Here is a 25,973-nt window from a genome sequence, read left to right on the forward strand (position 1 = left end):
CCGCGGCGGCCTCTTCGCGCCGCTCGTCGGCGTCCACGGTTCAGACCCCCAACTGGAGTGCGCCGGCGGCTTCCTCGATCATGCCGAGGCCGAGCCTGTTGATCCGTACGGCGAAAGGCTCCCCCGCCACGCGCAGTCCGGAGAACTGCACGGCGCCGAGCGGTGCACTGCGTACGGGGAACAGTGCCACTGTGCCCGCAGGGGCGTCCGGGCGGACGCCCGCGAGCGCGGTGAGCAGGTGGACGCCGGCGGCGGCGGCCACCGCCGCGGGCCGGCACGCGGCCGGATGCGGCACGGGAAGACTGTCCGTGGTGCGCTGCTCGCCGGAGTACATCTCCGGCAGCCGGTTGCCGAACGTTCCCGCCGCGTCCAGGACCCCGCGCAGCAGCGACGCCGCCTCCCGCTCGTACCCCGCCGCCGCGAGTCCCGTGACGGCGACCGCCGTTTCGTGGACGCGCACCGCGCCGCCGCGGTGGCCGAAGGGGTTGTGGCCGGTCTCCTTGGCGCCCAGGCTGCGCAGCCCCCAGCCCGAGTCCATCGCGGGGCCGCCGAGCAGCCTCGCCACCTGCTCCGACTGGGCCCTGTCCAGCAGACCGGGTGCGAGTCGCCCCCCGCCGAGCAGGCCGGTGTCCAGGAGGTGCGCGACGGCGCCGCCCAGATGCGGGACGAGCCGTCCCCGTGCTGTGGCTGCCGCCGGCCGGCCGCCCGCGGGGTCGTCGATCCAGAAAGACTCCCGGAACGTACGGCGCAGCTCCGCCGCCCACTCGCGCCATCCTTCGGCGCCCGGTCTGCCGCACTCGGCCAGCAGGTCGGCGCCGAGTACCGCCGCGCGGTGGGCGTGGGCCTGGGTCTCGCTGCGCCGGGGCCGGTCGGGCCCCCGCTCCGGCAGACAGCCGTCGTAGTCCGCGGCTCTGCGCAGCCAGAGCAGACAGCGCTCGGCCACGGGAAGCAGCTCCTCCAGGTCCTGCTCGGGCAGCCCCCACCGCCTCGCTTCGGCGAGTACCACCGGGAAGGCGAGCGTCGCCTCCACGCCCGTGCAGCTGGGCGGGAGATGCGGGCCCGCGTCCCTGAGCGGGCCCGGCAGCCGCCCCTGGTCCGGCCCGGGGCCGGGCAGTTGGGTGCGGGCAAGGGCACGCAGTGTCGACGCGGCGAGCCGCGTGCCGAGCGGCAGCGTCATCCGCGCCGCCCACAGCGCCTCGGCGGGTGCGAGCCCGCAGCGCCAGGGCACTCCCGCCGCCAGATACACATCCGCCGGATTGCGCGGGTCGCGCATCAACAGGGCCCGCAGGTCACCGAGGCTGGTCCGCAGCAGCTCCCGTACCCGCGGATCGTCTCCCTCCGCCGTCGCCTCGGAGAGCGGTCCGGTCCCAATCTTCACCGGCGCCCGGGCCCCACGGTCCGCACGGATCCGAAGCTCGATGACGCGCGAGGCGCCGGGCAGTAGCTCGATCTCCCAGCGCAGCAGGCCGGCGGAGGCAATCGCGTCCTCGGGAGGCGGGTCGGCGGTGACCACGGCCCGGGCTCCGGCCGCCGACCAGCGCAGTCCGGAGGCGTGCACGCTGGCAGGCAGCTGGGGCCCCGGGCGGCCCGCCGCGACGGCGCCGAGTTCCGCCAGATCGGTGCCGAGTCCGATCTCCACCCGCAGCCGCATGGTGTGGCGGGCCGAGCTGCGCAGGATGATCCGTTCCGTGCCCTCGGCGTGCCGCAGCCGCTCCACGGCGATCTCGGGGTCCGGTCCCGCGCTGCCCGGCGTACGCACCACACCCACGAACCGGGCCTGACCGGCCGAGACCAGCCGGCCCTGCACCGCGACCGGTTCGCGCCCCGCGATGCGCAGGTGGCAGCGAGAGAGCAGTCGGCGCCCCGACTGGTAGAAGCCCTCCAGTCCGTGGCCGGTGAGCTGCCCGTGTTCAGGGGAGAGCACGAGTCCCGGCAGGTCCGCACAGATCAGCAGGGCATGGACCGAGGGAAGCTCACCGGGAGGCCGGGCACCTCCCTTGAGCGGCCTTCCCGCGGCGGCGGCGGGGGGCGGGGCGGTGAGGGTCATACGGTGCCTCCTCTGCGCTCGTGACAGCCGCACCGGCCGGATGGGCGCGGGGCGTTCGCGGTACGGCCACCCGTGTGAACGTCCGCATCGGCGCCCTGGTCACGGCCGTCATCGCTCGCTCCTCCCGCGCTGCCCGTCCTGCCGGCGAGTGCGGCCTCGCGCGGCGGCTGCTCCGGGCCGCGCCTTGGCGGGCGGCGTACTTCGCTTGGCGGCTGCCTGCGGCCGTACGGACCGTGTGGCCGGCCGCGTACGTACGGGGCGGGGGTGCGGGTGGGGCCGCTTGCGCTCAGCGCGCTCCTGACGCAGGCAGCGCCGTAGCGCTTCGGGGTCGAGGCCCTCGTTGCACGCCTGGTGCAGGAGCTGCGCGAAGGTGTACTCGGGGTCGGAGCGCAGTGCGCGGCCGAGGGCGACTCTCGCCCCAGGCTCGTCGCCGGTCGACCAGGCGACCCATCCCGCGAGCGTGAGCGGGGCCGGGGCATGGGTTTCGTACGCTCCGGCGCACCGACGGGCGAGCGCCCGCCACAGCCGCAGTGCGGGCTCGGCGTCGGGGCCTTCCATCCACTCCGCGGCCCGGTCCCTGGTCTCGCGGTCCTGAAGGCCGAGGATGACGGCGGCGGCCTCGTCATGGGAGATGAGTGTGTCGTCCCCGGCGTCCGCGTCGGGCCAGCTCGCCGAGGCCGGCTTGTTCTCACCGAGGCGCTTCATGAGCCGGCGCGCCAGCCCGAGCGTCTCGGCTCCGACCTGCTCACGCTCGGCCCCGCCGAGGATCCGGGGCACCAGCGCGAGCCCTGCGGCGTCCAGAGCCCGCACCTGCTCCTGGTCGGCCGGCTGCCGCGGCGCGAGCCTCGCCTCCATCTCCCGCAGGGATCCGCGCACTTGGATACCGGCGTAGGCGGCGGCCGCAGCCATCACCGAGGTGCCCGGCAGGGCCAGTACGTTGCCGTCGGGCGGGCAGCAGCGTGCATCGGGGCAGCAGTAGGACCAGTACCTCCCGTCGGAAATGCACAGCGCTTCGAACACGGGCACATCGAGCGCGCCGCACGCGGTGCGCAGCCGTTGCGCGAAGGGGCGCAGCCGCTCCATCACCTGCCGGGCGGACTCCCCGTCGGCCGGGTCCTGGCAGAGGAAGACGACGATGCCGTCGGGGCGGCCTGCCCGGCGCTCGCTGCCGGTCACCAGGCACTCGGCGAGCTGGTCGGAGACGAACGGCCATTCCCTCGGCGAGCGGGGGATGCCGAGCCTGAGCCGCCCGCCGAAACGGCCGCGGCGGCCGTGCAGCGCGACCATCACCACGCTGTCGGTCGGGTGGAATCCCATGAGGTACGGGAGGGCGTCGGCGAGTTCGGCGGGGCCGCGCAGGGTGATCTGGTCGTCGGCGGAGGGGCCTGTGGGTTCGTGGTGCTTGTTCATGGCTCGACGGTCCCGCAGAGACCGCCCGCTCCGCCAACCCTGTGGATAACTTTATCCACAGGTCGGAGCCCGCATTCGCACAATGTCCGAACCATCAGGTTGCATGGGGGCATGACCAACGCAGAGCTCAGGTCCTCGGCCGATTCCGTACTCGCCCGCCTCGTCGGGGACACCAGCGGCACCGCCCGGCTGCGCGAGGACCAATGGCTGGCCATCGAGGCTCTCGTCGCCGACAAGCGCAGAGCGCTGGTCGTCCAGCGAACCGGCTGGGGCAAGTCCGCCGTGTACTTCGTGGCCACCGCACTGTTGCGCGAGCGCGGCGCGGGCCCCACTGTGATCGTCTCGCCGCTCCTCGCGCTCATGCGCAACCAGGTCGAAGCCGCGGCCCGGGCCGGCATCCACGCCCGGACGATCAACTCCTCCAACACCGAGGAGTGGGACACGGTCCAGGCAGAGGTCGCCGCCGGCGAGGTGGACGTGCTGCTGGTCAGCCCCGAGCGGCTCAACAATCCCGACTTCCGCGACGAGGTGCTGCCCAAGCTTTCGGCTGCCACCGGCCTGCTGGTGGTGGACGAGGCCCACTGCATCTCGGACTGGGGGCACGACTTCCGGCCCGACTACCGACGGCTGCGCACCATGCTCGCCGACCTGCCGCCCGACGTGCCGGTTCTCGCCACCACGGCCACGGCCAACGCGCGCGTCACCGCCGATGTCGCGGAGCAGCTGGGCACGGGAGGCGGCTCCGACGCCCTGGTGTTGCGCGGGCCGCTCAACCGGGACAGCCTCAGCCTCGGTGTCCTGCACCTCCCCGACGCGGCCCACCGGCTGGCCTGGCTTGCCGACCACCTCAAGGAGCTCCCCGGCTCCGGGATCATCTACACCCTGACCGTGGCCGCCGCCGAGGAGATCACCGCGTTCCTGCGCCAGCGCGGGCACGCCGTCGCCTCGTACACGGGCAAGACCGAGAACGCCGACCGGCAGCAGGCCGAAGAGGATCTGCTCGCCAACCGGGTCAAGGCTCTGGTCGCCACCTCCGCCCTCGGCATGGGCTTCGACAAACCCGACCTCGGTTTCGTCGTCCATCTCGGCTCCCCCTCCTCCCCCATCGCCTACTACCAGCAGGTCGGACGCGCCGGGCGCGCTGTGGACCACGCGGAGGTGCTGCTGCTGCCGGGCAAGGAGGACGAGGCGATCTGGGAGTACTTCGCCTCGGTCGCGTTCCCACCCGAGGAGCTGGTCCGCCGCACCCTCGATGTGCTCGCCCGCGCGGGGAAGCCACTGTCGCTGCCCGCACTGGAGCCTTTGGTGGAGCTGCGCCGCTCACGCCTGGAAATGATGCTCAAGGTCCTCGACGTGGACGGCGCGGTCAGGCGGGTGAAGGGCGGCTGGACCGCCACCGGACAGCCTTGGACGTACGACGCCGAACGGTACGCCCGGGTGGCCCGGCAGCGGGCGGCCGAGCAACAGGCCATGCGCGACTACGCCACGACGGCCGGCTGCCGGATGGAGTTCCTGCAACGCCAGCTCGACGACGAAGGCGCGGCGCCCTGTGGCCGCTGCGACAACTGCGCGCAGCCCCGGTTCACCGCCGGGCTGTCCCCGGAGGCGCTGGATACGGCGCGCGGTGAACTGAGCCGCGCGGGCGTCGAAGTGGAACCGCGGCGGATGTGGCCGACCGGGCTCGCCGCGGTCGGCATCGACCGCAAGGGCCGTATCCCCGCGGGCGAACAGGCGCTGCCCGGGCGTGCCCTGGGGCGGCTCTCGGACATCGGCTGGGGCAACCGGCTGCGCCCGATGCTGTCGCCGCGCGCCGCGGACGGACCGGTGCCGGAGGCCGTGGCGGAGGCGGTGGTGGGTGTACTGGCCGACTGGGCGAAGGGGCCGGGCGGATGGGCATCCGGGGATCCGGACGCCCCCGCACGCCCGGTGGGGGTGGTCACCATGGCCTCGCGCACCAGGCCGGAGCTGATCCACACACTGGGCGCCAGGATCGCTGAAGTGGGAAGGATGCCGTTGATCGGCTCGCTGGAGTACACGGCGGCGGCCAACGTCACTTCCCCGCATCGCAGCAACAGCGCACAGCGGCTCCGTACGCTCGACGGCGCCCTCACTTTGCCGCCTCAGCTTGCTTCGGCACTGGCCGGCGCCGATGGCCCGGTCCTCCTGGTGGACGACTTCACGGAAACGGGCTGGACGTTGGCGGTGGCAGCGCGCCTTCTGCGTCAAGCGGGCGCCCCGGCGGTGCTGCCGCTGGTGCTTGCCGTGCAGAGCTGAGTCACCTGGTCACAGGGGATGCGCCGGCGCTGCTCCGGCCGGGCGGGAGGCATCGCACGCGGCCGGACTGGGCAGGGATATCCGCGTCATACCCGCAGATTTCAGTCGACCGCGCCAATTGCTCGTTGCCGCACACCCCGCGGGACAGCGAGAATTGGAGCGCTCCCCGCGCGGACCGCCTTAGTACCGGAAGGGCTGTACCGCGGTGCGCCCAACCGACCCTGCCCGCAGCGCGGGCGCGTATGCGAAGGGAGGACCGTGACCTTCGGATTCGCTTCGTCCACCGGCTCGTTGAACTCGGCATCGGCCGATTCCGCCAGCCGTCTGGGCCGGACGCTCGAACCGTCCGAGTGGGCAGCCGCCGGTATACCGCTGCTGCGCAATCCGCGTGAAGTGGTCAGCGGACTGCACGCGCGGCATCACCCGCAGCCTGCCACGGCTGTCGTCGCCGTCCTCGACACCGAGGAACGGCTCACCGCCAGCGCCTCGTTCGCCCGGCGTTCCGTCCCGGCGGACGGCTGGGAGTTCCGTAACGCCCTGCTCGCGCACCTGCGTCGCGTCATCCCGCACGACCTGCGCCGGCGTACGCCCGTACGGACCGCCGTGCTGCTCTACTGCCGCGACGGCGACGAGCGCTGGACCGAGGAGGACGGGGCCTGGATGTGGGGCCTGCGGGACGCCTGCACTCTGCACGGACTGCGCTGCGGCGCGTACATCACGTTGACGCACGGCGGCTGGCAGGTGCTGGGTGAAGGCCGTGGCGGCCGTCGCCCGAGCACCGGATCACGCCCGTCCGGCCTGGCCGAAGCCGCGGCCGAGGCGGAGCCGCCGCCACGCACAGGCGGCGGGGCGGCGGACGCCCTGCGGCGGGCGGCGGCCCGCTGAAGCGGTCCGCCGGCCTGCTCGTCCCTCACGCACCTCACGACGCACCTCACGCACGAGCACGGAGCGCGAGGTGCGCACGGAGCGTACGGCGCTCACGAAGGCGTACGAACGTGTGAGGCCTCAGACGCCCGTGCCGAGCACGGAGTTGGCCCGCTGCGGGTCTCCGCACACGATCAGCAGCGCGCCCGCACGTGCCTTGGCGAGCCGCAGCGCCGGGTTCACCGCGTCGCCGCGCTCGTCACCCTCGCCGGCTTCGCCATTGACGGCGACGACGACCACGGGTCGGGCGGCAGCCCGCTCCGCGACGGCGGCGTCCGCGTAGAAGACGTCGTCACGGGCGTCGTGCTGGGCCCAGTAGGCGGCTTCACCGAAGGACAGTTCGTGGGCGGCCCATGGGTGCAGCGCACCGGTAGTGAGCACCAGGATGTCGCCCGGCGCGCGGCCCGCGTCGAGCAGGACGTCGACCGCCTCGTCGGCGGCGTCGAGCGCGCCGCCCGCCGGAGCGGGGATGAGCTGGATCTGCGGCGCGGAACGATTCTCCTGCCGCGTGGACGGGGACCGGCCACCGGGCGTGTGCGACCGCTGCGCCGCGGGCGACGCCGGCCTGACCGGGCCGGGGCCGGGTACGGGACGTCCGGGACGCGGCGTGGCCGCGGTGCGCGGACCGGGTACGGGACGAGGGGTCGACGCGGGACGGCCGGTGGCCGATGTGACGCGGGGACCCTGGGCGCTCTCGTGAATCTGAGGCTCCTCGGGGGAGAGAGGCATGAGTGGATGTCTATCAAATGTCACCGCTGAACGCAGCAGCGGGTGGGTACATGCGTGCGATCAGAAATCGAAGCCGAGTTGGCCCCCGTTTTCCAGAGCTGCGGCCTCCGCCGAGATCCGGGTCTTCTTGAGATGCTGCCACTGGGGCAGCGCGTCGAGATAGACCCACGAAAGCCGGTGGTACGGGGAGGGCCCCCGCTCCGCCAGCGCCGCCTTGTGCACAGGTGAGGGATAGCCCGCGTTGGCCGAGAAAGCGTAGGCGGCCAACTCCTCGGACTCCTTCTCCAGTTCGGCCATCATCGCGTCCCGCCGCACCTTGGCGATCACCGAGGCCGCCGCGACCGCGATGCAGGACTGATCGCCCTTGATCACCGTACGGACCTTCCAGGGCAGTCCGAGATAGTCGTGCTTCCCATCGAGGATCACCGCGTCCGGCCGCACCGGCAGCGCCTCCAGGGCGCGTACGGCGGCGAGCCGCAGGGCGGCGGTCATCCCGAGCTCGTCGATCTCCTCGGGCGAGGAGTGTCCGAGGGCGTGCGAGGTGACCCATCCCTCAAGGACCGCGGCCAGCTCGGTACGGCGCTTGGGGCTGATGAGTTTGGAGTCGGTGAGTCCGTCGGGCGGGCGGCGCAGACCGGTGACAGCCGCGCACACGGTGACGGGTCCGGCCCACGCTCCGCGCCCGACTTCGTCGACACCAGCGATGATCTTGGCACCGGTGGTGGCGCGCAGTGAGCGCTCGACGGTGTGGGTGGGTGGTTCGTACGGCATGGCGCCTGCCAGGTTACGCCGCCGGGGGCGGCCGGCGACACCCCGGTCCCGCCCCCTGCGTTCAGCGGGCCACCGGAGGCAGGAACGGCGCCATGAACTGGTCGGCCATTCCGGCGATCTCCTCGTCCTGCCGTTCGCTGTCGCACACCTGTGAGCGGTACATCATCAGGCCCAGGACCACATCGAGAACCGGATCAGCGGCGGGAGCGTCGGGCGGACGTCACCCCGTTCGATTCCCCGGCGTACGACCTCACCCAAGAGCCGGTTCGACAGCTCGGCCACCTGCCGAAGGATCACTCCGTGGAACCGTTCGGCGACCCCGCTGTCGCATTCGTAAAGAACCAAGCGCGTCGGCGGCAGACCGCAGCCCCGGTCTGAGCGCCTGCCGCCTCCAAACCATCAGCGTGGCATCCACCCTGACTACCACTCAGCCAGCAGCGCCACACAAGCCGGGCGCAACCGCGCGTACACGCGGGCCCGGCGGGTCCGCTGTCGGCACCGGTCAGTACTCGTCGTAGAACCCTCGCTGGTCGCCGTACGTGCCGAGCTTCCGGCACTCGGTCTCGTCGACCTTCAGCGGGCGGTCTTCGAGGATCTCGCGCGCCCGCACCACGCCGAGGCTCGTCGCGTACCAGGGCTCGTTCCGGTCCTCCAGCCGGCTCGCGATGCCGACCAGCGCGCAGGAACGTTGCGGCTCCGGCAGCGTGTCGAGTGCCGGTACGGCGTCGGCCGACAGGTCCTGGAAGTAGTGCACGTCAAGCTTCTCGGTACTGCCGTGGCGGGCGACGTTCTGCTGCGCGACCAGCCCGTCCGGCGAGATCAGGCCGAAGGCCAGCACGGCCGCCGCCGCGCTCGCGGCAACCGCGCGCGGCAGCCAGCGGGACCCGAGCACCCCGGCCGCCATGATCAGTACGATCACCAGGCCCAGCCACAGCTCGACCGCCGCCACGGAGATGCGCAGCCGGGTCAGGCCGTACGCATCGACGTACAGGTCCATGCGGCGCAGCGCGGACGCGACGACGACCAGCGTGAGGACGCACAGGGTGCCGAGCACCGAGCGGACCAGGGCGCGGTCGCGGCCTCCGCCGCGCGGGGCGAAGCGCAGGGCGAGGGCGATGACCAGGAGGATCAGCAGAGTGGCCCAGAGCAGTTGCCAGAAACCCTGCCGCGCGTACTCGGCGTACGACAGTCTCTCGCTGAGCACCTTGTCGTAACCGCCGAACAGGACGGCGAGCTGGACCGCGATGAAGGCAGCGAAGAGCAGATTGAGCACGACCAGCGGCAGTGCCCACTCCGCTCGGCCGCGAGCGCGTCCGGGACGTATCTTGAGCCGGTCCCAGCGCATCGGCGCGGCCGCGGTACGGGCAGCGGCCAGCGCACCCAGCAGGCCGACAGCGAAGAGGAATGTCCGCCAGGGACCGTCCGCGACGGAGACGTCGGGGCTGAGGCCGCCCAGCAGATCGGCGAAGGCGGCGTCCGCGGAGGCGAAGAGCGCCCCGAAGACGATCAGTAGTACGACGGCGACAAGGGTCGTACGCACCATGGGCGCCCAGCGTCCGCGGGACGCTTCCGCCCGCTCGCGCAGACCGCGCCAGGCCCACGCCGTACCGGGGCCGAGTGAACCGAAGATGCCCAGGGAGCCGGCGAGAACGCCAGCCCAGGTGCGGTTGCCGTGCAGGGCGAGCGAGCCGAGCGCCAGCGCGGAGATGCAGGCGAGGAACGTCGGCCAGCCCGCGTCACGCAGCGCCGGAATGGCCAGCAGCGCCAGGCCGCCGACGGCCCAGACGAGCGTCCAGGGGCGCGGGCGGCGACCGGCCGCCTGCGCGGCGAAGTACGCGGCGAGAGCGGCCGGGACGGCTACAACCAGCAGGTTCAGGCCCAGCCCGTCTCCCAGCAGCAGGGCGCTGAGCAGGGCGGTGGCCAAGGCAGCCACGAACGTGGCGGGACGGATTCCGACCGGCGGCTCGGGTCGTACGTCGGTCAGCCACTTCGGGGGGCCGGCCGGTTGCCGCGGTGCGGCGGGTGGCGGCGGCCAGGGGTGGTGGCGCTGGGGCTGTGTCGCCCTGCTGTGCTGCTCCCGGTACGAAATCGTCGCCGGTGGCTGCGGAGCGATGTCCTGCGGCGCGGGTCCCGGACCGCTGCCGTCATCGGACTGCTCGGACGGCGTGGACGGTGCGGATGAAGCGGACGGTGTGGACGGTGTGGACGGCGGGGACGGTGTGGATGAAGTGGACGGTGCGGACGGCGTGGACGGTGCGGATTGCTTGGATGGTCTGGATGGCGTGTCGGACACGGGACCCCCTCCCGACCGGGCAGGGAGACGGCAGGGTGCCGCTGCCGGAGCCCGGTGTCTCGTCGGCGCGCGCCCGGCATGACCAACAGGGCGGCGTGGCCCGTCAGACTAGCTCTGGCGCACCCGGTCGGCGCCGCCAGGAGCGGGCTGTGGCAGGACCGTGACAGTCGCGGAACCCCGCCGCGACGGGCGATCGGCCGACGCCACGGGGCTGCCGAAGCCGGGCGCCGGCCGACGACATGTGGCGGGAGACGTCGTGCCAGGGCAGCATCACACGGCCGTGTGTCACACCAGGAAGCCGTTGTCACGCGAGGCGCAACCATTGCGGGGGCGCCGTCACGCGAGGCCGACATGGTGCGGGTCGACATCGTGCAGGCCGGCATCATGCAGGGCCGACATCACACAGCGCCCGACATCACACAGGGCCGTCATCACACAGGGCCAGCGTCACGCGGGCGGCAGCATGCGGCCCGCGTCCAGGGCCGCCGTCACGCGAGGCCGGCGTCATGCCGGGCCGTCATCATGCCGGGCCGACGTCACGCGGCCGGCAGCACGTGCCCGGCGTGATGCAGGGCCGGCGTCACGCGGCCAGCAGCACGCGGCTCGGCGTCACGCAGGGCCGACGTCACGCGAGGCGGAATCATGCCGCCCGGCGTCAGGTCGCCTGCGCGGGAGTCCGTCAGATTGCCTGCGCGGGAGTCCATCCGGGCAGCTCTTCCGTCTGCTCCAGCCAGGCGACCGGCGGCGCTCCGGTCTTTCCCGCGGCGACGACTCCGCCGAAAATGGCGCAGGTGGTGTCCACGTCGCCGCCCACCTGCGCGGTGACCCAGAAGCCCTGCTCGAAGTCGCCGAGCGACCGGGCAGCCGACCAGAGGGCGAACGGCACGGTGTCGTGCGCACTCGTACGCCGTCCACAACCCAGCACCGCGGCCACTGTCCCGGCGTCGTCGTAGTCCAGCATGTCGCGGGCGCGGCGGAGCCCGGCGCCCACCGCGCTGCGCGGTACCAGCGCGATCACGCCGTCGAGCAGTCCGGTCGGCGTCGGCGGCCCTGCCGGATCGGCGGCGAGCGCGGCGGCGGCCGCCACGGCCATGGCACCGACCACGGCCTCACGGTGCTGATGCGTGACGTACGCCGAGATCTCGGCCTGGTGGGTGGCCTGCTCCGGGTCGTCCGCGTACCAGGCGCCGAGCGGCGCGATGCGCATCGCCGCACCGTTGCCCCAGGAGCCCTGGCCGTTGAAGAGCGCCGCCGCGAGTTCGCGCCAGTCGCCGCCCTCCCTGATCAGCCGGAGCATCCGGTTGACGGCGGGGCCGTAGCCGCGGTCGAAGTCGTGATGATCGGCGAAGGAACGCGCCAGCGCGTCCTGGTCGATACGGCCGTGTTCGGCGAGCACGGCCAGGACCGAGCAGGCCATCTCGGTGTCGTCGGTCCACTGCCAGGGCGCGGGCGGCAGCTCGCGGCTTTTGAGCAGCGGATAGTTCGCGGGTACAAAGAACTGGGAGCCCAGGGCGTCTCCCAGGGACAGCCCACGCAGGCTGGCCAAGGCGCGTTCGAGGCGCCGGACGGTGGAGGAGTCAGCGGTCATCGCTCCGCCACTCTATCCGGACAGCCGTACGGCTCGGGAGCCCTCCAGCGCCGGAACGGCCGGTCAAGGGTGTAGCGACCGTCCTTCCCCAGCAGCAGTGACCGCGTTTCGCCGTTGCCCGGATTGCACAGCGATTCGAAATCCGCCACCGTCCAGTGGAACCAGCGCATGCAGAACAGCCGCATGGTCAGACCGTGGGTGACGAGCAGCACGTTCGGCGGGTGGTCGGGTGCCTCGAAGCTCCGGTACAGGCTTTCCAGGAAGGCCCCGACGCGGTCGTACACATCGGCCCCGGACTCTCCCTGGGCGAAACGGTAGAAGAAGTGCCCGTACGCGTCCCGGTACGCCTTCTGCAGCCGTACGTCGTCCCTGTCCTGCCAGTTTCCCCAGTCCTGCTCACGCAGCCGCGGCTCCTCCCGCACCCGCACCCGGTTCGGGTCGAGCCCGAAGGCGGCGAAGGTCTCATGCGTGCGGCGGTACGGCGAGACGTAGGCGCTGACCCGCTCTTCGCCGAAGAGTTCACGCAGGTGCGCCCCCGCTTCCTGGGCTTGGCGCAGACCGGTTTCCGTCAGTCTGAGCGCGTGGTCGGGCTCACGCTCGTACACCGAGTCGTCGGCGTTTCCCTCCGACTCCCCGTGCCGGACCAGTACGATGCGCCGCGGTCGTGCCATGCCGAAACCCTAGAACGTGAGATCGGATGCGGCTCAGCCGGGCAGCCTCCCAGCCTCTGTCCAGCGTATCCGGCCGTTGAAACGCCCGCGCAGCAAGCGGTTGTGGGAGACGACGACCAGCGCACGGGGCCGTCCTCACCGGCCTGTCCGGGCACGGCAGCCCCAGCCTCGCCGTGGAGTACGTCGCCGAGCACTCGGGCGTACACAAAACGACGCTCTATCGCCGCTGCGAGTGCGCCGCCGCCGCGACCACCCCCGCCCGGGCCGGTGCGTACCGGAGCGCCCGTACGGCGTGATCACACCGTCCACGCCGGATCCAGCCGAACGACCGCGCCGGCGATTTCGGCCACATCGGCATCAGTCTGCGCACGCAGCGAAAGACGCTCCACCCGCTCGGCGCGGTACTTTCCGTGCTCGGCGGCGGAGTGCCACATCGACAGCACCAGGAACTCATTGCCGGGCGCCTCGCCGAACAGCCCGCGCAGCATGCCCGGCGACCCGGCCATCGCCGGATTCCAGACCTTCTCCTGCATCAGCGAAAAATGCTCGACCCGGCCCTCATGCACCTTGCAGTGCGCGACACGCACCACATCGGCGTCGGTGAACCGGGGCTCGAAGCCCGTCTTGACGTCGAACCGGTAGTCGAAGAGCCCCACTTGGATGTTCTTGTACGTACCGGACTGTGCGGCAGCGAGCCGGTCGTGCGAACGCGCCATGAACGAGTCGTAGAACGCGCGGCTCTCCCAGAAGGAAAAGATGTGAGCCACGCCCGGCCGCTCTCGGCTCCAGCCACCGCCCTGCCCCCGGAAACCCGGTTCCCCCAGCAGCCCCGCCCACTTCCGCTGCCCCCGCTCGAAACCCCGACGGTCGATCACTGTGCAGCGAATCCACTTGACCAGCACCGCGCCATCGTACGGCCAGGAACACGCACCCGCTCACGCCTGCGGCGCTCTTCACCCCGGACGATGCGGCGCAGCCTGACTTCCCTGTCAACGCCGCACATCAATGCGGGTTTTATCGGCGAACGGGGTGGAACAGACCTCGACGCCACGCGAGTTGTCGGTGCTCGGGGCTAGCCTGGTTCCACGTGCACATTCGCACAGCTCGCGCCGGTGGGATCCGGCCGGGTTCCGAGGGAGGGGAAGACCGGTGGGCAGTCTCAACAAAGGGGTCGGCAAGGTCGAAGTGACGCTCAGGTGGGACCCCACTCCCCTGGGCGAACCGGCCCACGACCTCGACATCATCGCCGCGACGTACGCCGTGGAGGACCCGTACGGCAGCCCCGCGTACGTCGTGCACTTCGGCAGCCGCTCGCCGGACGGCACCATCACCCTGAACAGGGACAGCCGAGACGGCCAGGGCTTCGGTTTCGACGAGGCCATGACCCTGGAGCTCGACCGGCTGGCGCCCGCCTATGGCCGGGTGGTGGTGGGCCTAGCCATTCAGCAGCGCGGGGGAAGGACGACGTTCGGCGAAATAGCCAATACGGGCTTCCGCATCCGCGAGGGCTACACCGTGCTCGCGGAGAACGACCTCGCCGGCGTGTCCGCCTCGACAGCCGCCACCATCGCCGAGTTCACGAGAAACGCCTCGGGCGGCTGGGAGTTCCGCCCGGTCATCCGCGGGTTCGACGCCGACCCGAATTCCTTCGCCGCGACGATGGGAAGCAGCCTGACCTGACAGCCGTGCGCGCCCGGAAACCGCGAAACGCCGAAGGGCGGCGAGCCCGTAAGGCCCGCCGCCCCTCTGTTCCTCAGTGTGCTGTGCCTACTGGCCGCAGATCAGCTGCAACCGCTGGTGGAGCCGCAGCCCTCGCAGATGTAGCAGCTGCCCGCACGCTGCATCTTCGTACCGCAGGAGAAGCACAGCGGCGCGTCCGCGCTGATGCCGAGCTGCATCTCGACGAGCTCCGCCGAGGTGTGCGCCTGCTTCTGCTCCGGCACGGCCTCCACCTTCGGGGCGGCGACCGGCTTCGGCGTCTCCGTCTGGCGCGGGGCGGACTGGGCCAGGCCCTCGACGTCGATGTCGACGTCGCTGTCCTCCATCGACGGCTCGTACGAACCGGTCTCCAGGTGACGCTGACGCTCTTCGGCGGAGTGGATGCCGAGCGCCGAACGGGTCTCGAAGGGCAGGAAGTCCAGCGCCAGGCGGCGGAAGATGTAGTCGACGATCGACTGCGCCATCCGCACGTCCGGGTCGTCCGTCATGCCGGCCGGCTCGAAGCGCATGTTGGTGAACTTCGAGACGTACGTCTCCAGCGGAACGCCGTACTGCAGACCGACCGAGACGGCGATCGAGAAGGCGTCCATCATGCCCGCGAGGGTCGAGCCCTGCTTGGACATCTTCAGGAAGACCTCACCGAGACCGTCGTCCGGGTAGGAATTGGCGGTCATGTAACCCTCGGCCCCACCCACCGTGAAGGAGGTGGTGATCCCCGGACGGCCCTTCGGAAGGCGCTTGCGCACCGGGCGGTACTCGACGACCTTCTCGACCGCGGCGCGGATCGTCTCCTCGGCCTTCTCCGTGACCTCCGCCTTGACGTCCTTCTTCTTGGCGGAGAGGGGCTGGCCGACCTTGCAGTTGTCGCGGTAGATCGCGAGCGCCTTGACCCCCATCTTCCACGCCTCGAAGTAGACCTCTTCGACGTCCTCGACGGTGGCCGTCTCCGGCAGGTTCACCGTCTTGGACAGCGCGCCGGAGATCCACGGCTGGATGGCCGCCATCATGCGGACGTGGCCCATCGCGGAGATGGAACGCTCGCCCATCGCGCAGTCGAAGACCTCGTAGTGCTCGTGCTTCAGACCGGGGGCGTCGATCACATTGCCGTGCTCGGCGATGTGGGCGACGATCGCCTCGATCTGCTCCTCCTGGTAGCCCATACGACGCAGCGCCTGCGGCACCGTGCCGTTGACGATCTGCATCGAGCCGCCGCCGACCAGCTTCTTGAACTTGACCAGCGCGAGGTCGGGCTCAAGGCCGGTGGTGTCGCAGGACATCGCGAGACCGATGGTGCCGGTGGGCGCGATGACCGAGGCCTGCGCGTTGCGGAAGCCGTTCTTCTCACCGAGACGCAGCACGTCCTGCCAGGCCTCCGTGGCGGCCGCCCAGATCGGCGAGTCCAGGTCGTCCACGCGCGGGGCGGTGGCGTTGGCGTCGGAGTGCTGCTTCATGACGCGCTTGTGCGGCTCGGCGTTGCGGGCGTAGCCGTCGTACGGGCCGACGACGGCGGCCAGCTCGGCGGAGCGCCGGTACGACGTACCCGTCATCAGCGAGGTGATGGCGCCGGCGAGCGAACGGCCGCCGTCGCTGTCGTACGCGTGACCGGTCGCCATGAGCAGCGCGCCGAGGTTGGCGTAGCCGATGCCCAGCTGACGGAAGGCGCGGGTGTTCTCACCGATCTTCTGGGTCGGGAAGTCCGCGAAACAGATGGAGATGTCCATCGCCGTGATGACGAGCTCGACGACCTTGGCGAAGCGCTCGGACTCGAACGACTGGTTGCCCTTGCCGTCGTCCTTGAGGAACTTCATCAGGTTCAGCGAGGCGAGGTTGCACGAGGTGTTGTCCAGGTGCATGTACTCGCTGCACGGGTTCGATGCGGTGATCCGGCCGGACTCGGGGCAGGTGTGCCAGTTGTTGATGGTGTCGTCGTACTGGATGCCGGGGTCGGCACAGGCCCAGGCGGCCTCGGCCATCTTGCGGAAGAGCGACTTGGCGTCGACCTCCTCGATGACCTCACCCGTCATACGGGCGCGGAGGCCGAACTTGCCGCCCGTCTCGACCGCGTTCATGAACTCGTCGTTCACGCGCACCGAGTTGTTGGCGTTCTGGTACTGGACGGACGCGATGTCGTCGCCGCCCAGGTCCATGTCGAAGCCCGCGTCACGCAGCGCGCGGATCTTCTCCTCTTCCTTGACCTTGGTCTCGATGAAGTCCTCGATGTCGGGGTGATCGACGTCGAGTACGACCATCTTCGCCGCGCGGCGCGTGGCGCCACCCGACTTGATCGTTCCGGCGGAGGCGTCGGCGCCCCGCATGAACGAGACCGGACCGGAGGCGTTGCCGCCGGAGGAGAGGAGCTCCTTGGAGGAGCGGATACGGGAGAGGTTCAGGCCGGCGCCGGAGCCGCCCTTGAAGATCATGCCCTCTTCCTTGTACCAGTCGAGGATCGACTCCATGGAGTCGTCGACGGCCAGGATGAAGCAGGCGGAGACCTGCTGCGGCTGGGGCGTGCCGACGTTGAACCAGACCGGCGAGTTGAAGCTGAAGATCTGGTGCAGGAGGGCGTACGCCAGCTCGTGCTCGAAGATCTCGGCGTCCGCGGGAGAGGCGAAGTAGTTGTACTCCTCGCCGGCCTTGCGGTACGTCTTCACGATCCGGTCGATCAGCTGCCGCAGACCGGTCTCGCGCTGAGGCGTACCGACAGCCCCGCGGAAGTACTTGCTGGTGACGATGTTGACCGCGTTCACCGACCAGAAGTCGGGGAACTCGACGCCACGCTGCTCGAAATTGACCGAGCCGTCGCGCCAGTTGGTCATGACGACGTCACGGCGCTCCCAGACCACCTCGTCGTACGGATGCACGCCGGGCGTGGTGTGGATGCGCTCGATGCGCAAGCCCTGCCGAGCCGCAGCAGTCTTGGATCCCTTGGTACGGGAACCTCGTGCCGGGCCGCTCGCCGTCTCTGTCATGCCGCCTCCCATATACGTACAAAAACGCTCTGACGTGCCCAGTTCTTCCCGGGGCACGCTGTGTGTCTGATGTTCCGGACGCCGCAAACAGCGGCCGGAGCAGGTCTGCTTTTTTCGCCGGTCGGTCAGTCGGCGGCAGCGGCGGGCGCGGGGACCTCAGGGGTCACGCCGGGTCCGCAGCCACAATCACTTGCGGGCGGCCGCTCCTCGCGGAGCTCCGCGATGGCGGCCTCGAAGTCTTCGAGCGAATCGAACGCCCGGTACACGGATGCGAAGCGCAGGTACGCGACAAGATCGAGTTCCCGCAACGGGCCGAGTATGGCCAGCCCCACGTCGTGGGTGGTCAGCTCGGCGCTTCCGGTGGAGCGCAGCGCCTCTTCGACCCGCTGGCCGAGCTTGGCGAGGGCATCCTCGGTGACCGGTCGCCCCTGGCATGCCTTGCGCACGCCGGAGATGACCTTGGTGCGGCTGAAGGGCTCGGTGACTCCGCTGCGCTTGATCACCATCAGTGAGGCGGTCTCCACCGTGGTGAAACGGCGGGAGCAGTCGGGGCACTGACGGCGCCTGCGGATCGACGTTCCGTCGTCGGTGGTGCGACTGTCGACGACGCGACTGTCGGGGTGCCTGCAGAAGGGGCAGTGCATGGATCCAACCCTCCCTCACAGCACGACTGAATAGCCTCGGCCCGCCCCACCTGGGGCCCTCCGAAGCAGCCCCAAGCATAGGGGATCGTGGGGCTCCTGATGGCACTGGGGACCCACATGTGGGTGGCCACGTCCATGTGACCACTAGATCTTGGGTCTGGGTGCTTTTAACTCGCCGCGCGTGTCGCGGCGCCGGCCGCGGGGCGACACGCTGACGAGACCCCCGCCACCCCCCGGCCCAGCCGCGAAGGTTACCGTAATGGCCCGAATTGCCATTCGGTTAAAAACGGCTCCTCATACACCCCACCGTGCGTTCGAGAAAGGCATTCCGCGCTTTTTCACTCGAACGTGTGTTTGGCGCAACCTTTCGAAAGCAACTACCGTTGTCCAACCAGGGAGCGAGAACATCTCGAGAGGGGCCGACGTGACCACCACCGCTGACAGTGCAACTATCACTGCCCAGGACCGATCCCAGAGCCGACTCGAGCCGGTGCATGCCATGAATGAAGCAGCCACACATCCGGAGGGCCCCAAGCCCTCACGCTCGCTGCCCGGCCGACCTCCAGGAATCCGGGCGGACAGTTCCGGCCTCACTGATCGGCAACGCCGGGTCATCGAGGTCATCAGGGACTCGGTGCAACGGCGGGGTTACCCGCCGTCCATGCGCGAGATCGGTCAGGCGGTGGGCCTCTCCAGCACCTCTTCCGTGGCCCATCAGCTGATGGCCCTCGAGCGGAAGGGCTTCCTGCGCCGTGACCCGCACCGCCCCCGGGCGTACGAGGTGCGGGGCTCGGACCAGCCGAGCACCCAGCCCACCGACACGGCAGGCAAGCCCGCCGCGTCGTACGTCCCGCTCGTCGGCCGGATCGCGGCCGGCGGGCCGATCCTGGCCGAGGAGTCGGTGGAGGACGTCTTTCCGCTTCCCCGGCAGCTAGTGGGGGACGGTGAGCTGTTCGTCCTCAAGGTCGTCGGTGACTCGATGATCGAGGCGGCGATCTGCGACGGCGACTGGGTGACGGTACGCCGCCAGCCCGTCGCCGAGAACGGCGACATCGTGGCCGCGATGCTGGACGGCGAGGCGACGGTGAAGCGGTTCAAGCGCGAGGACGGCCACGTGTGGCTGCTCCCGCACAACGCCGCCTACCGGCCGATCCCCGGCGACGAGGCGACGATTCTCGGCAAGGTCGTGGCGGTGCTGCGACGGGTGTGACACCCGCCGGACAAAGACCGGGCCCCTGGAACCCACTGCGCCGGTTCCGGGGGCCCGCTGCGTTGTGCGTCGCGGGCCGGACAGGCTCCCCCCCTACTTCCCCTCGGCCTCCGCTGCGGCGTTGATCGCGGCGAGCGAGCGGCGTACCTGGTTACGGTCCGTGGTGTACCAGAAGTCGGGCAGGGACGCCCGCAGGTAGCTGCCGTAGCGGGCATTCGCCAGCCTCGGGTCGAGCACGGCGACGACGCCACGGTCCCCCATGGCCCGTACGAGCCGTCCCGCGCCCTGGGCCATCAGGAGCGCCGCGTGCGTGGCCGCGACAGCCATGAAGCCGTTGCCGCCGGCCTCCTCGACGGCCTTCTGCCGGGCGCTCATCAGCGGGTCGTCCGGGCGGGGGAACGGAATCCGGTCCATGACGACGAGCTGGCAGCTCGGGCCCGGCACGTCGACGCCCTGCCAGAGCGACAGCGTGCCGAACAGACATGTCCGCGGGTCGGCGGCGAAGGATTTGATCAGCTCACCGAGCGTTTCCTCGCCCTGGAGCAGGATCGGCATGCCGAGCCTGCCGCGCAGTTCCTCGGCCGCTTCTTTCGCCGCCCGCATCGAGGAGAAGAGACCCAGGGTGCGGCCACCGGCGGCCTCGACCAGCTCGGCGAGCTCGTCCATCATGTCGCCGCGCGAACCCTGGCGGCCCGGTGTGGCGAGCTGCCGGGCGACGTACAGGATTCCCTGCTTCGGGTAGTCGAAGGGCGAGCCCACATCCAGGCCCTTCCAGACCGGAACGTCCTCTCCCTCGGTTCCCTCCGGCGACAGGCCGAGCGAGGCGCCCACGCCGTTGAAGTCACCGCCGAGCTTGAGCGTGGCGGAAGTCAGGACGACCGACCGGTCGGTGAAGAGCTTTTCGCGCAGCAGCCCCGATACGGAGAGCGGGGCGACGCGCAGGGAGGCACCGTAACGATCGTGCCGCTCGCACCAGACGACGTCGTACTCGGAACCGTTGGCGATCCGCTCCGCAACGCCGTGGATGGACTCCACGGCCGCCAGCGCCTGCTTGCGCACCGCGTCCTCGTCCTGGACGGACTTGTCGCGGGTCGAGCCGATGGCCGAGATGACGTTACGGGCGGCGTCACGCAGCGCCATGAGGGCGTACCCGAGATCCTCCGGGACCTCTTCGAGGCGTCCGGGGAGCGCGAGCTCCATCAGCCGTTCGAAGGACTCCGCGGCTGTCTGGAGCTCGTCGGCGACCTTCTCGTTGACCAGCTTGGCCGCCCGGCGGACAGCCCGGTTGACCTGTCCGGGACTGAGCTCGCCGGTCGCTACGCCGGTCACCCGTGAGACCAGTTCGTGCGCCTCGTCGACGATCAGCACCTCGTGCGGGGGGAGCACGGGTGCGCCCTCGATGGCGTCGATGGCGAGGAGGGCGTGGTTGGTCACGACGACATCGGCGAGCTTGGCGCGCTCGCGGGCCGCCTCCGCGAAGCATTCCGCTCCGTACGCGCATTTGGACGCGCCGAGGCACTCACGTGAGGAGACGGAGACCTGGCCCCAGGCACGGTCGGAGACACCGGGGGTGAGATCGTCGCGGTCGCCCGTCTCGGTCTCGTCCGCCCAGTCGCGCATGCGCAGCAGGTCCTTGCCGAGCTTGCTGGTCGGAGCCGCGGCTTCGAACTGGTCGAAGAGGCCGTCCTCCTCGTCCTGCGGTACACCCTCATGGAGCCGGTGCAGACAGAGGTAGTTCGACCGGCCCTTGAGCATGGCGAACTCGGGGCGTCGGCGCAGCAGCGGGTGCAACGCTTCGACCGTACGCGGAAGATCACGCTCCACGAGCTGGCGCTGCAGGGCCAGGGTCGCCGTCGCCACGACGACGCGCTCGCCGTGCGCCAGGGCCGGGACCAGATAGCCGAGGGACTTTCCGGTGCCGGTGCCGGCCTGGACGAGCAGGTGGGCATTGTCGTCGATGGCTCCGGCCACAGCCTCGGTCATGGCGACCTGGCCGGGCCGCTCCGTGCCGCCGACGGCGGTGACGGCGGCATGGAGGAGCTCGGGGAGTGAGGGCTTCGTCATAGCCCGTCCAGCCTACGGGGCACCACTGACAACCCGCGTCACGCCGGCGACCGCATCAGGACAGGTGGAGGGGGTTGGGGACGGTGCCGTGCACCGCGGCGTGCGGGCGGTCGGGACGGTCGCGGTAACCGTCGAGGTGCAGGCGGTTCCGGTTGAGGCAGAGACGCTCGATCCGCGGGGTGAGCAGATCGAAGATCTCGTACCGGTCCTTGAGCTCGGGAAAGCGGGCTTGGTGCCGCAGAATTTCAGCTCGTACGAGTGACCAGAATTCATGCTCGGGAACGCCCAGTTGCTCTTCGCACAGGGGCGCCAAATAGCGGAACACACCGACGAACAGGCCGGAATGGATGAACTGAGTGAGGAAGGCGGGAGGCTCGGTCAGCAGTACCTCGCGCACGTCGTCGGGCATGGTGTCGTGCTCGGGCAGCGGATGCGCGCTCACGTTCACGTCGTCGACGAAATCCTTGATCGCGAGGCGTACCGGAATGTCGTGGTCGTCGAAGACGACGATGGCGTTCTCGCCGTGCGGGGAGAAGACGGTGCCGTAGCGGTACAGGAAGTGCAGCAGCGGGGGCAGCATCGCGGCGAACAGGCGCCGGAGCCACACGGCGGGCGGGATGCCCGCGCGAGCGACGAGTTCCGCGGTGAAGGCGCGGCCCTCGGGGTCGGTGTGGAGCAGAGAGGCGAGCGTACGGGCGCGCTCTCCGGGCGCCAGCCGGCCGGTGAGCGGCTCGCGCCAGATGGCGCCCAGCAACTCCTTGTACTGGTACGGAACCTCGGGGAGGCCGTCGTACAGGGGGTGCTCGACGGCGACGGAGGCGACCTCGCCCAGGAGGATCACTCCGCACTCGTCGCGCAGGAACGGGTCGGCGTCGCGCAGTCCGTGCACCCAGGCGGTGACGGCGGGCGCCGCCAGGGTGCGCTCGGTGGGCAGTCCGCGCCAAACCAGCGTGTTGAGGACGGCGAGCGGCAGTTTGACCGTGTGCCGGTCGGGACGGCTCGTATTGAGGAACGTACGAATGGACTGCTGCGGCATTCGTACGTCGCCGTCGGTGGGGAGCGGCACGATGGCGCCCTGGGCGACGGCGGGTGCGAAGAGCGGCAGGATCACTTCGTCCCACTGCCAGGGGTGTACGGGCAGATAGAGGTACCGCTCGGGGTCCAGGCCGCGGGCGCGCAGGACGGCGGCGAACGACTCGCGGGTGGGGACGTCCAGCTCGCGTGCGTAGAGGCGCTCGGGGGTGGCGAGTAAGGGGACTCCCCGGTAGCCGGCGATGTCGGTGCTGACGGCGATCCAGGGAAGGGCGGCCGGGTTACGGGCCTCGGGGGCCCAGCGGGCGGTGTCGGTGGCGGAGAGACCGAGGCGGCCCTTGTTGAGGACGAGCCAGGGGTGGCCGGTCTGGTGCCCTTCGAGCTCCGCGTACCCGAGGTCGGCGAGACGCGCGGCGGACACGGCGGTGTGGTCGAGGCGGGCGTCGGCGGCCAGGGTGGCGCTCAGCTCGCGGATGAGGTGGCCGAGGGTGGCACCGTCGAGCGCCAGGAGGCGGCGGGCGAGGACCAAGAAGCGAAGGGGATCGCCGAAAGGACGGCCGTCGGTGCCGGTGCCGGTGCCGGTCTCGGTGCCGGCGTCGGTGTCGGCGTCGCGCTCGCTGAGTTCGATCGTGTCGGGGTTCACGCGCCAGCTGCCGTAGGCGCCGCGTACCGCCCGGAAGGAGAGGATGCCGCCGTCGTCGAGCCGGAGGGTATGACGGTCACCGGCCGGCTGCGGGAGCGGCTCGATGATCTCTTCGTACGCGAACTCACCCAGCATCTTGGCGAGGAGGCGGCGGGCGGCCAGCTCCCAGGTGCCGGGTTTCAGCTCGGGTGGAGCGAGCAGCGGGAGCGGGTCCTCGAAGTCATGGGCGACGGCGGGCTTCGGCACGGGGACTCCTCGGGTGGAACCCATTCGGGGCGAGCGGTGTATGAGAGATAGCGGGTCGTTCACAGCAGGTTTCGCAGGGCGCGGTCGCGGACCATGAGCGCGGCTCGCTTGTCGGGGAGGTCGAGCTCCGCCGAGAAGCGGAAGCCGGCCGCGAGGAAGGCGGAGACGGAGGGCGTGTTGCGAAGGTCGGGTTCGGCGACGACACGTGCGCAGGCGGGACGTTTTTTGAGTACGAGGTCGGCGACAGCTCTCAGGAGGGTGGTGCCGAGGCCGCGGCCACGGTCCGCGACGCCACCGACGAGGAGGTGGATGCCGGTGTCGTGCGGGCGGGCCGGATAGTGGCGGGCCAGCGGGTCGAGGTCGGCGCGGTAGATCTCCCAGTAGCTCATGGGTACGCCGCCCAGTACGCCGAGGCAGGGTGCGCTGCGGCCGTCACCGTCGAGCTGGGTGCGCAGGTGTGCGGCGGTGACATCCGGCGGACCTGAGAGCTCCCAGAACGCGGCTACAGCCGGATCGTTCATCCACCGGCTGATGAGTGGCAGGTCCCGCTCGATGCGTACGGGAACGAGCTGGAAGACACCCGCCGAGGTGGTGACGGCGCCCCAGTCGGCGGGGGTGTCGAGGAGGCCTCCGCCGACGGGTCCGGGGACGGTCACCGGCGCGTCGTCACCGAAGAGCGCGATGAGCTCGTCGGTGAGCCGCAGGTCGAGGGTGTCCTCGGTGCTGGATCCGGCGCGGGGAGCGGGGTTGGTTCCTGCGTCGGTGCTCGCATCGGCGGGAGGCACGGTGACGCTCCTCTCAGCAGTTCGGGTGGGGCGTGTTTCCGTCAGGTACGAAGGGGGTTGGTGATGGTGACGTAGACGGACTGGGTGTCGACCGGGCCTTCGAGCTCGTCGAGGCCGTGCAGCCGGGTCAGCAGGTTGGCCTTGCAGCGGAGACTGGAGGTCTCCAGCAGTTGCGCGGGCAGCGGGGAGCCGAGGGTGGTGTTCTTCCCGAGGAACTGGCGGAAGGCGGCGATCAGGACGCGTTCGTCGGCGAGCCGCTGGGCACCGAACGCTCCGATCAGGCCGAGGACGTTGTTGATGCCGAGGTAGTAGGCGAAGCGTTCGTCGGTGACGGCGTCGGGGACGAAGGTGTCGCTGGTGGCGCCGATGCCGGGGAGGCGGCGTTCGAGGTCGGCGCGGTGGGATTCGCGGAAGTAGTAGCCCTGGTTGTCGCGGTAGCGGCCGCCGACAGGCCAGCCGTCGGGGTCGAGGAGGACCAGGGTGTTCTGCTGATGGGCTTCCAGCGCGACGCCTGCCGTGCCGTCCAGCCAGAGCACCGGGCGTACGACGTGGTCGAGGTAGCGCAGGAACCATTCGGTGGCCACGGCTCCGATGGGCCGGCCGGTCCGGGCGGCGAGGCGGGCGACGACCTCGGCGAGGCGGGAGTGCATGCCGGTCCGGCCCGGCCAGGGCCGCGGGGCGGTGAGAGCCGCGATGCAGACGGCGTCGTCGCCGGGGCCGAACGGGTTGTGACGCAGGAGGGCGTCGAGGCCGGGAATGGGTTCGCCGTCCGCCGTGTCCACGGCGAGCCAGGCCGGGTCGCGGATGATGTCGAAGCCGGGGTGGGTGGACTGCCATTGCTCGGCCAGCCCGGCGCGCAGCAGCCGGTGGACCTCGACGCCTCGGTGGAGTTCCTTGCGGAGGTTCTCACGGCGGGAGTTGGTGATGCGTACGCCGAGCGAGAGCTTGAGCATGGCGGGCGAGCCGGGGCGGTGCACGGTACGGACGGAGGAGGTGGGGTGCCATGGGGCGCCGTACGGGCCGAGGTCGTGGAGGAGACCTTCTGAGAGGAGCGCCGCGACAGCGGGCCGGTGCTTGAGCTCGCGGGCCTGCCAGGGGTGCAGGGGCAAGGGAACCGTGTGGTCGGGCAGTCGCAGGCCGTCGGCCAGCCGGACGACGAGCTGCTCGACGGGGACGGCGCGGCCACGTTCGGTCCAGGCCGAGTCCGCGTCCAGTACGGACCGGTCGACGGCCATCCAGTGCAGCGGAAAGGAGCCGTACAACTCGGGCGAGTACAGAAGCGTTTCGGCCTCGGAGAGCCCCTCGCGGCTCTTGGGGGTGGGGTGCAGTGGATGCCCGAGGAGAAGGGACTGTTCCGCGCTGAGGAACAGGTCCGCCTCTTCGGACGGTCCGGGGTGTGCGCGCCGCTCGGCGATGAATTGTGCGGTGCGCCGGACGGAGTCGGCGACCCGGCCGACCAGGTCCGCTCCTTCCCCCTGCCCCGCCTCGCGGCCGAGCAGCGCGGCGACCGTGACGGCGTCGGCGGGCGGCGCCCCCTGCGGCCCGCCTTCCAGCACCGGCATGCCGAAGCGGTGCCATCCGGTGGCCGACCAGTAGCGGACGGGGACGAGCAGTGCGGTGCCGCTGGCGTCGAGCGGGATGCGGAGCGCCGGTCCCAGGGGCCGGCGGAGGTCTTTCTCCCGGACCCAGCAGCGCAGCAGGTTCTCGACGGCTGCCGCCTCCGCCGCCGCGTGCGGGTCGGGGTGGTCGAGCAGGTCCGCGGTCACGCCCGCTGCCTGCGGGCGGGCACCTGGCCCCGGCGTGCGCTGTTCCGCATGGGCGCTGCCCTTCTGCCGGGGCACCTTGGGCTCGTCGACCACGAGGCGGCCGTGCGTACCGCCCTGTCCTCGGTCGTGGGGGGCGGGTCGGTCTTCGGCCTCGGACGCATCGGGTGCGGGAGTGGGGTTCACGGGGG

At 70.9% G+C, this 25,973-nt stretch carries 18 protein-coding genes and 1 pseudogene; 5 read left to right on the forward strand and 14 right to left on the reverse strand.

Going from position 1 to position 25,973, the window contains the following annotated elements; genetic code table 11:
• Positions 1 to 40: 40 nt before the first annotated feature.
• Both G412_RS0123180 and G412_RS0123185 read right to left on the reverse strand, forming a co-directional pair.
• The gene (locus G412_RS0123180; protein WP_051338554.1) at positions 41 to 2,047 is read right to left on the reverse strand and encodes a glycogen debranching N-terminal domain-containing protein; all 2,007 of its coding nucleotides are present in this window, start codon (positions 2,045 to 2,047) and stop codon (positions 41 to 43) included.
• 108 nt (positions 2,048 to 2,155) lie between these two features.
• Positions 2,156 to 3,457 carry a DUF4192 domain-containing protein gene (locus tag G412_RS0123185; RefSeq protein WP_028814175.1) on the reverse strand — a complete coding sequence of 434 codons (1,302 nt, stop codon included), beginning with the start codon at positions 3,455 to 3,457 and terminating at the stop codon, positions 2,156 to 2,158.
• 111 nt (positions 3,458 to 3,568) lie between these two features.
• On the opposite strand from G412_RS0123185, the gene G412_RS0123190 reads away from it, so the two are divergent.
• Both G412_RS0123190 and G412_RS0123195 read left to right on the forward strand, forming a co-directional pair.
• The gene (locus tag G412_RS0123190) at positions 3,569 to 5,731 is read left to right on the forward strand and encodes a RecQ family ATP-dependent DNA helicase (protein ID WP_028814176.1); all 2,163 of its coding nucleotides are present in this window, start codon (positions 3,569 to 3,571) and stop codon (positions 5,729 to 5,731) included.
• Between the two features lie 258 nt (positions 5,732 to 5,989).
• Positions 5,990 to 6,616: a hypothetical protein gene (locus G412_RS0123195; RefSeq protein WP_028814177.1), complete on the forward strand. Its 627-nt coding sequence runs from the start codon at positions 5,990 to 5,992 to the stop codon at positions 6,614 to 6,616.
• A 120-nt stretch (positions 6,617 to 6,736) separates the two neighbouring features.
• Here G412_RS0123195 and G412_RS0123200 read toward each other — a convergent pair whose 3' ends face one another.
• The 5 genes from G412_RS0123200 to G412_RS0123230 form a co-directional block, all read right to left on the reverse strand.
• On the reverse strand, positions 6,737 to 7,384 hold the full coding sequence (locus tag G412_RS0123200) for a hypothetical protein (protein ID WP_028814178.1): 648 nt from the start codon (positions 7,382 to 7,384) through the stop codon (positions 6,737 to 6,739).
• 60 nt (positions 7,385 to 7,444) lie between these two features.
• Positions 7,445 to 8,155: a ribonuclease HII gene (locus tag G412_RS0123205; protein ID WP_028814179.1), complete on the reverse strand. Its 711-nt coding sequence runs from the start codon at positions 8,153 to 8,155 to the stop codon at positions 7,445 to 7,447.
• A 502-nt stretch (positions 8,156 to 8,657) separates the two neighbouring features.
• Positions 8,658 to 10,448, reverse strand: coding sequence for a DUF4153 domain-containing protein (locus tag G412_RS35645; protein ID WP_078607281.1), 1,791 nt, complete (start codon positions 10,446 to 10,448; stop codon positions 8,658 to 8,660).
• Positions 10,449 to 11,127: 679 nt separating this feature from the next.
• Entirely contained in the window at positions 11,128 to 12,036 is a 909-nt protein-coding gene (locus G412_RS0123225) for an ADP-ribosylglycohydrolase family protein (protein WP_028814180.1), read from the reverse strand.
• A complete protein-coding gene (locus G412_RS0123230) occupies positions 12,033 to 12,707 on the reverse strand; it encodes a histidine phosphatase family protein (protein ID WP_028814181.1) in 675 nt (224 codons plus the stop codon). The genes G412_RS0123225 and G412_RS0123230 overlap by 4 nt, the downstream gene beginning before the upstream one ends.
• 125 nt (positions 12,708 to 12,832) lie before the next feature.
• Between G412_RS0123230 and G412_RS39265 the strand changes: the two are divergent.
• Positions 12,833 to 12,934: pseudogene (locus tag G412_RS39265) on the forward strand (TetR family transcriptional regulator); the annotation flags it as partial.
• A gap of 69 nt (positions 12,935 to 13,003) precedes the next feature.
• Here G412_RS39265 and G412_RS35650 read toward each other — a convergent pair.
• A complete protein-coding gene (locus tag G412_RS35650; RefSeq protein WP_037649630.1) occupies positions 13,004 to 13,609 on the reverse strand; it encodes a YdbC family protein in 606 nt (201 codons plus the stop codon).
• A 247-nt stretch (positions 13,610 to 13,856) separates the two neighbouring features.
• Here G412_RS35650 and G412_RS0123240 point away from each other — a divergent pair, with 247 nt between their 5' ends.
• The gene (locus tag G412_RS0123240; RefSeq protein ID WP_028814183.1) at positions 13,857 to 14,387 is read left to right on the forward strand and encodes a TerD family protein; all 531 of its coding nucleotides are present in this window, start codon (positions 13,857 to 13,859) and stop codon (positions 14,385 to 14,387) included.
• 101 nt (positions 14,388 to 14,488) lie between these two features.
• Here G412_RS0123240 and G412_RS0123245 read toward each other — a convergent pair whose 3' ends face one another.
• Positions 14,489 to 17,395, reverse strand: a complete 2,907-nt coding sequence (locus G412_RS0123245) for a vitamin B12-dependent ribonucleotide reductase (protein ID WP_028814184.1) — start codon at positions 17,393 to 17,395, stop codon at positions 14,489 to 14,491.
• A gap of 125 nt (positions 17,396 to 17,520) precedes the next feature.
• On the reverse strand, positions 17,521 to 18,039 hold the full coding sequence (nrdR, locus tag G412_RS0123250) for a transcriptional regulator NrdR (protein ID WP_028814185.1): 519 nt from the start codon (positions 18,037 to 18,039) through the stop codon (positions 17,521 to 17,523).
• 424 nt (positions 18,040 to 18,463) lie between these two features.
• Here nrdR and lexA point away from each other — a divergent pair, with 424 nt between their 5' ends.
• On the forward strand, positions 18,464 to 19,249 hold the full coding sequence (lexA, locus tag G412_RS0123255) for a transcriptional repressor LexA (protein WP_028814186.1): 786 nt from the start codon (positions 18,464 to 18,466) through the stop codon (positions 19,247 to 19,249).
• 93 nt (positions 19,250 to 19,342) lie between these two features.
• Here the strand turns inward: lexA and G412_RS0123260 are convergent, their stop codons facing one another.
• Genes G412_RS0123260 through G412_RS0123275 form a run of 4 tightly spaced genes read right to left on the reverse strand, consistent with a single transcriptional unit; the run spans position 19,343 to position 25,968 of the window.
• Complete coding sequence (locus G412_RS0123260) at positions 19,343 to 21,313, reverse strand: ATP-dependent DNA helicase (protein ID WP_028814187.1); 1,971 nt, start codon at positions 21,311 to 21,313, stop codon at positions 19,343 to 19,345.
• A 55-nt stretch (positions 21,314 to 21,368) separates the two neighbouring features.
• On the reverse strand, positions 21,369 to 23,234 hold the full coding sequence (locus G412_RS0123265) for an IucA/IucC family protein (RefSeq protein ID WP_028814188.1): 1,866 nt from the start codon (positions 23,232 to 23,234) through the stop codon (positions 21,369 to 21,371).
• Between the two features lie 59 nt (positions 23,235 to 23,293).
• Positions 23,294 to 24,019 (reverse strand): GNAT family N-acetyltransferase, encoded by a 726-nt coding sequence (locus tag G412_RS0123270; protein ID WP_028814189.1) that lies wholly within the window; start codon positions 24,017 to 24,019, stop codon positions 23,294 to 23,296.
• A 41-nt stretch (positions 24,020 to 24,060) separates the two neighbouring features.
• A complete protein-coding gene (locus G412_RS0123275) occupies positions 24,061 to 25,968 on the reverse strand; it encodes an IucA/IucC family protein (protein WP_028814190.1) in 1,908 nt (635 codons plus the stop codon).
• Positions 25,969 to 25,973 lie beyond the last annotated feature (5 nt).

It is taken from the genome of Streptomyces flavidovirens DSM 40150 (assembly GCF_000429085.1).
Lineage (GTDB): Bacteria > Actinomycetota > Actinomycetes > Streptomycetales > Streptomycetaceae > Streptomyces > Streptomyces flavidovirens.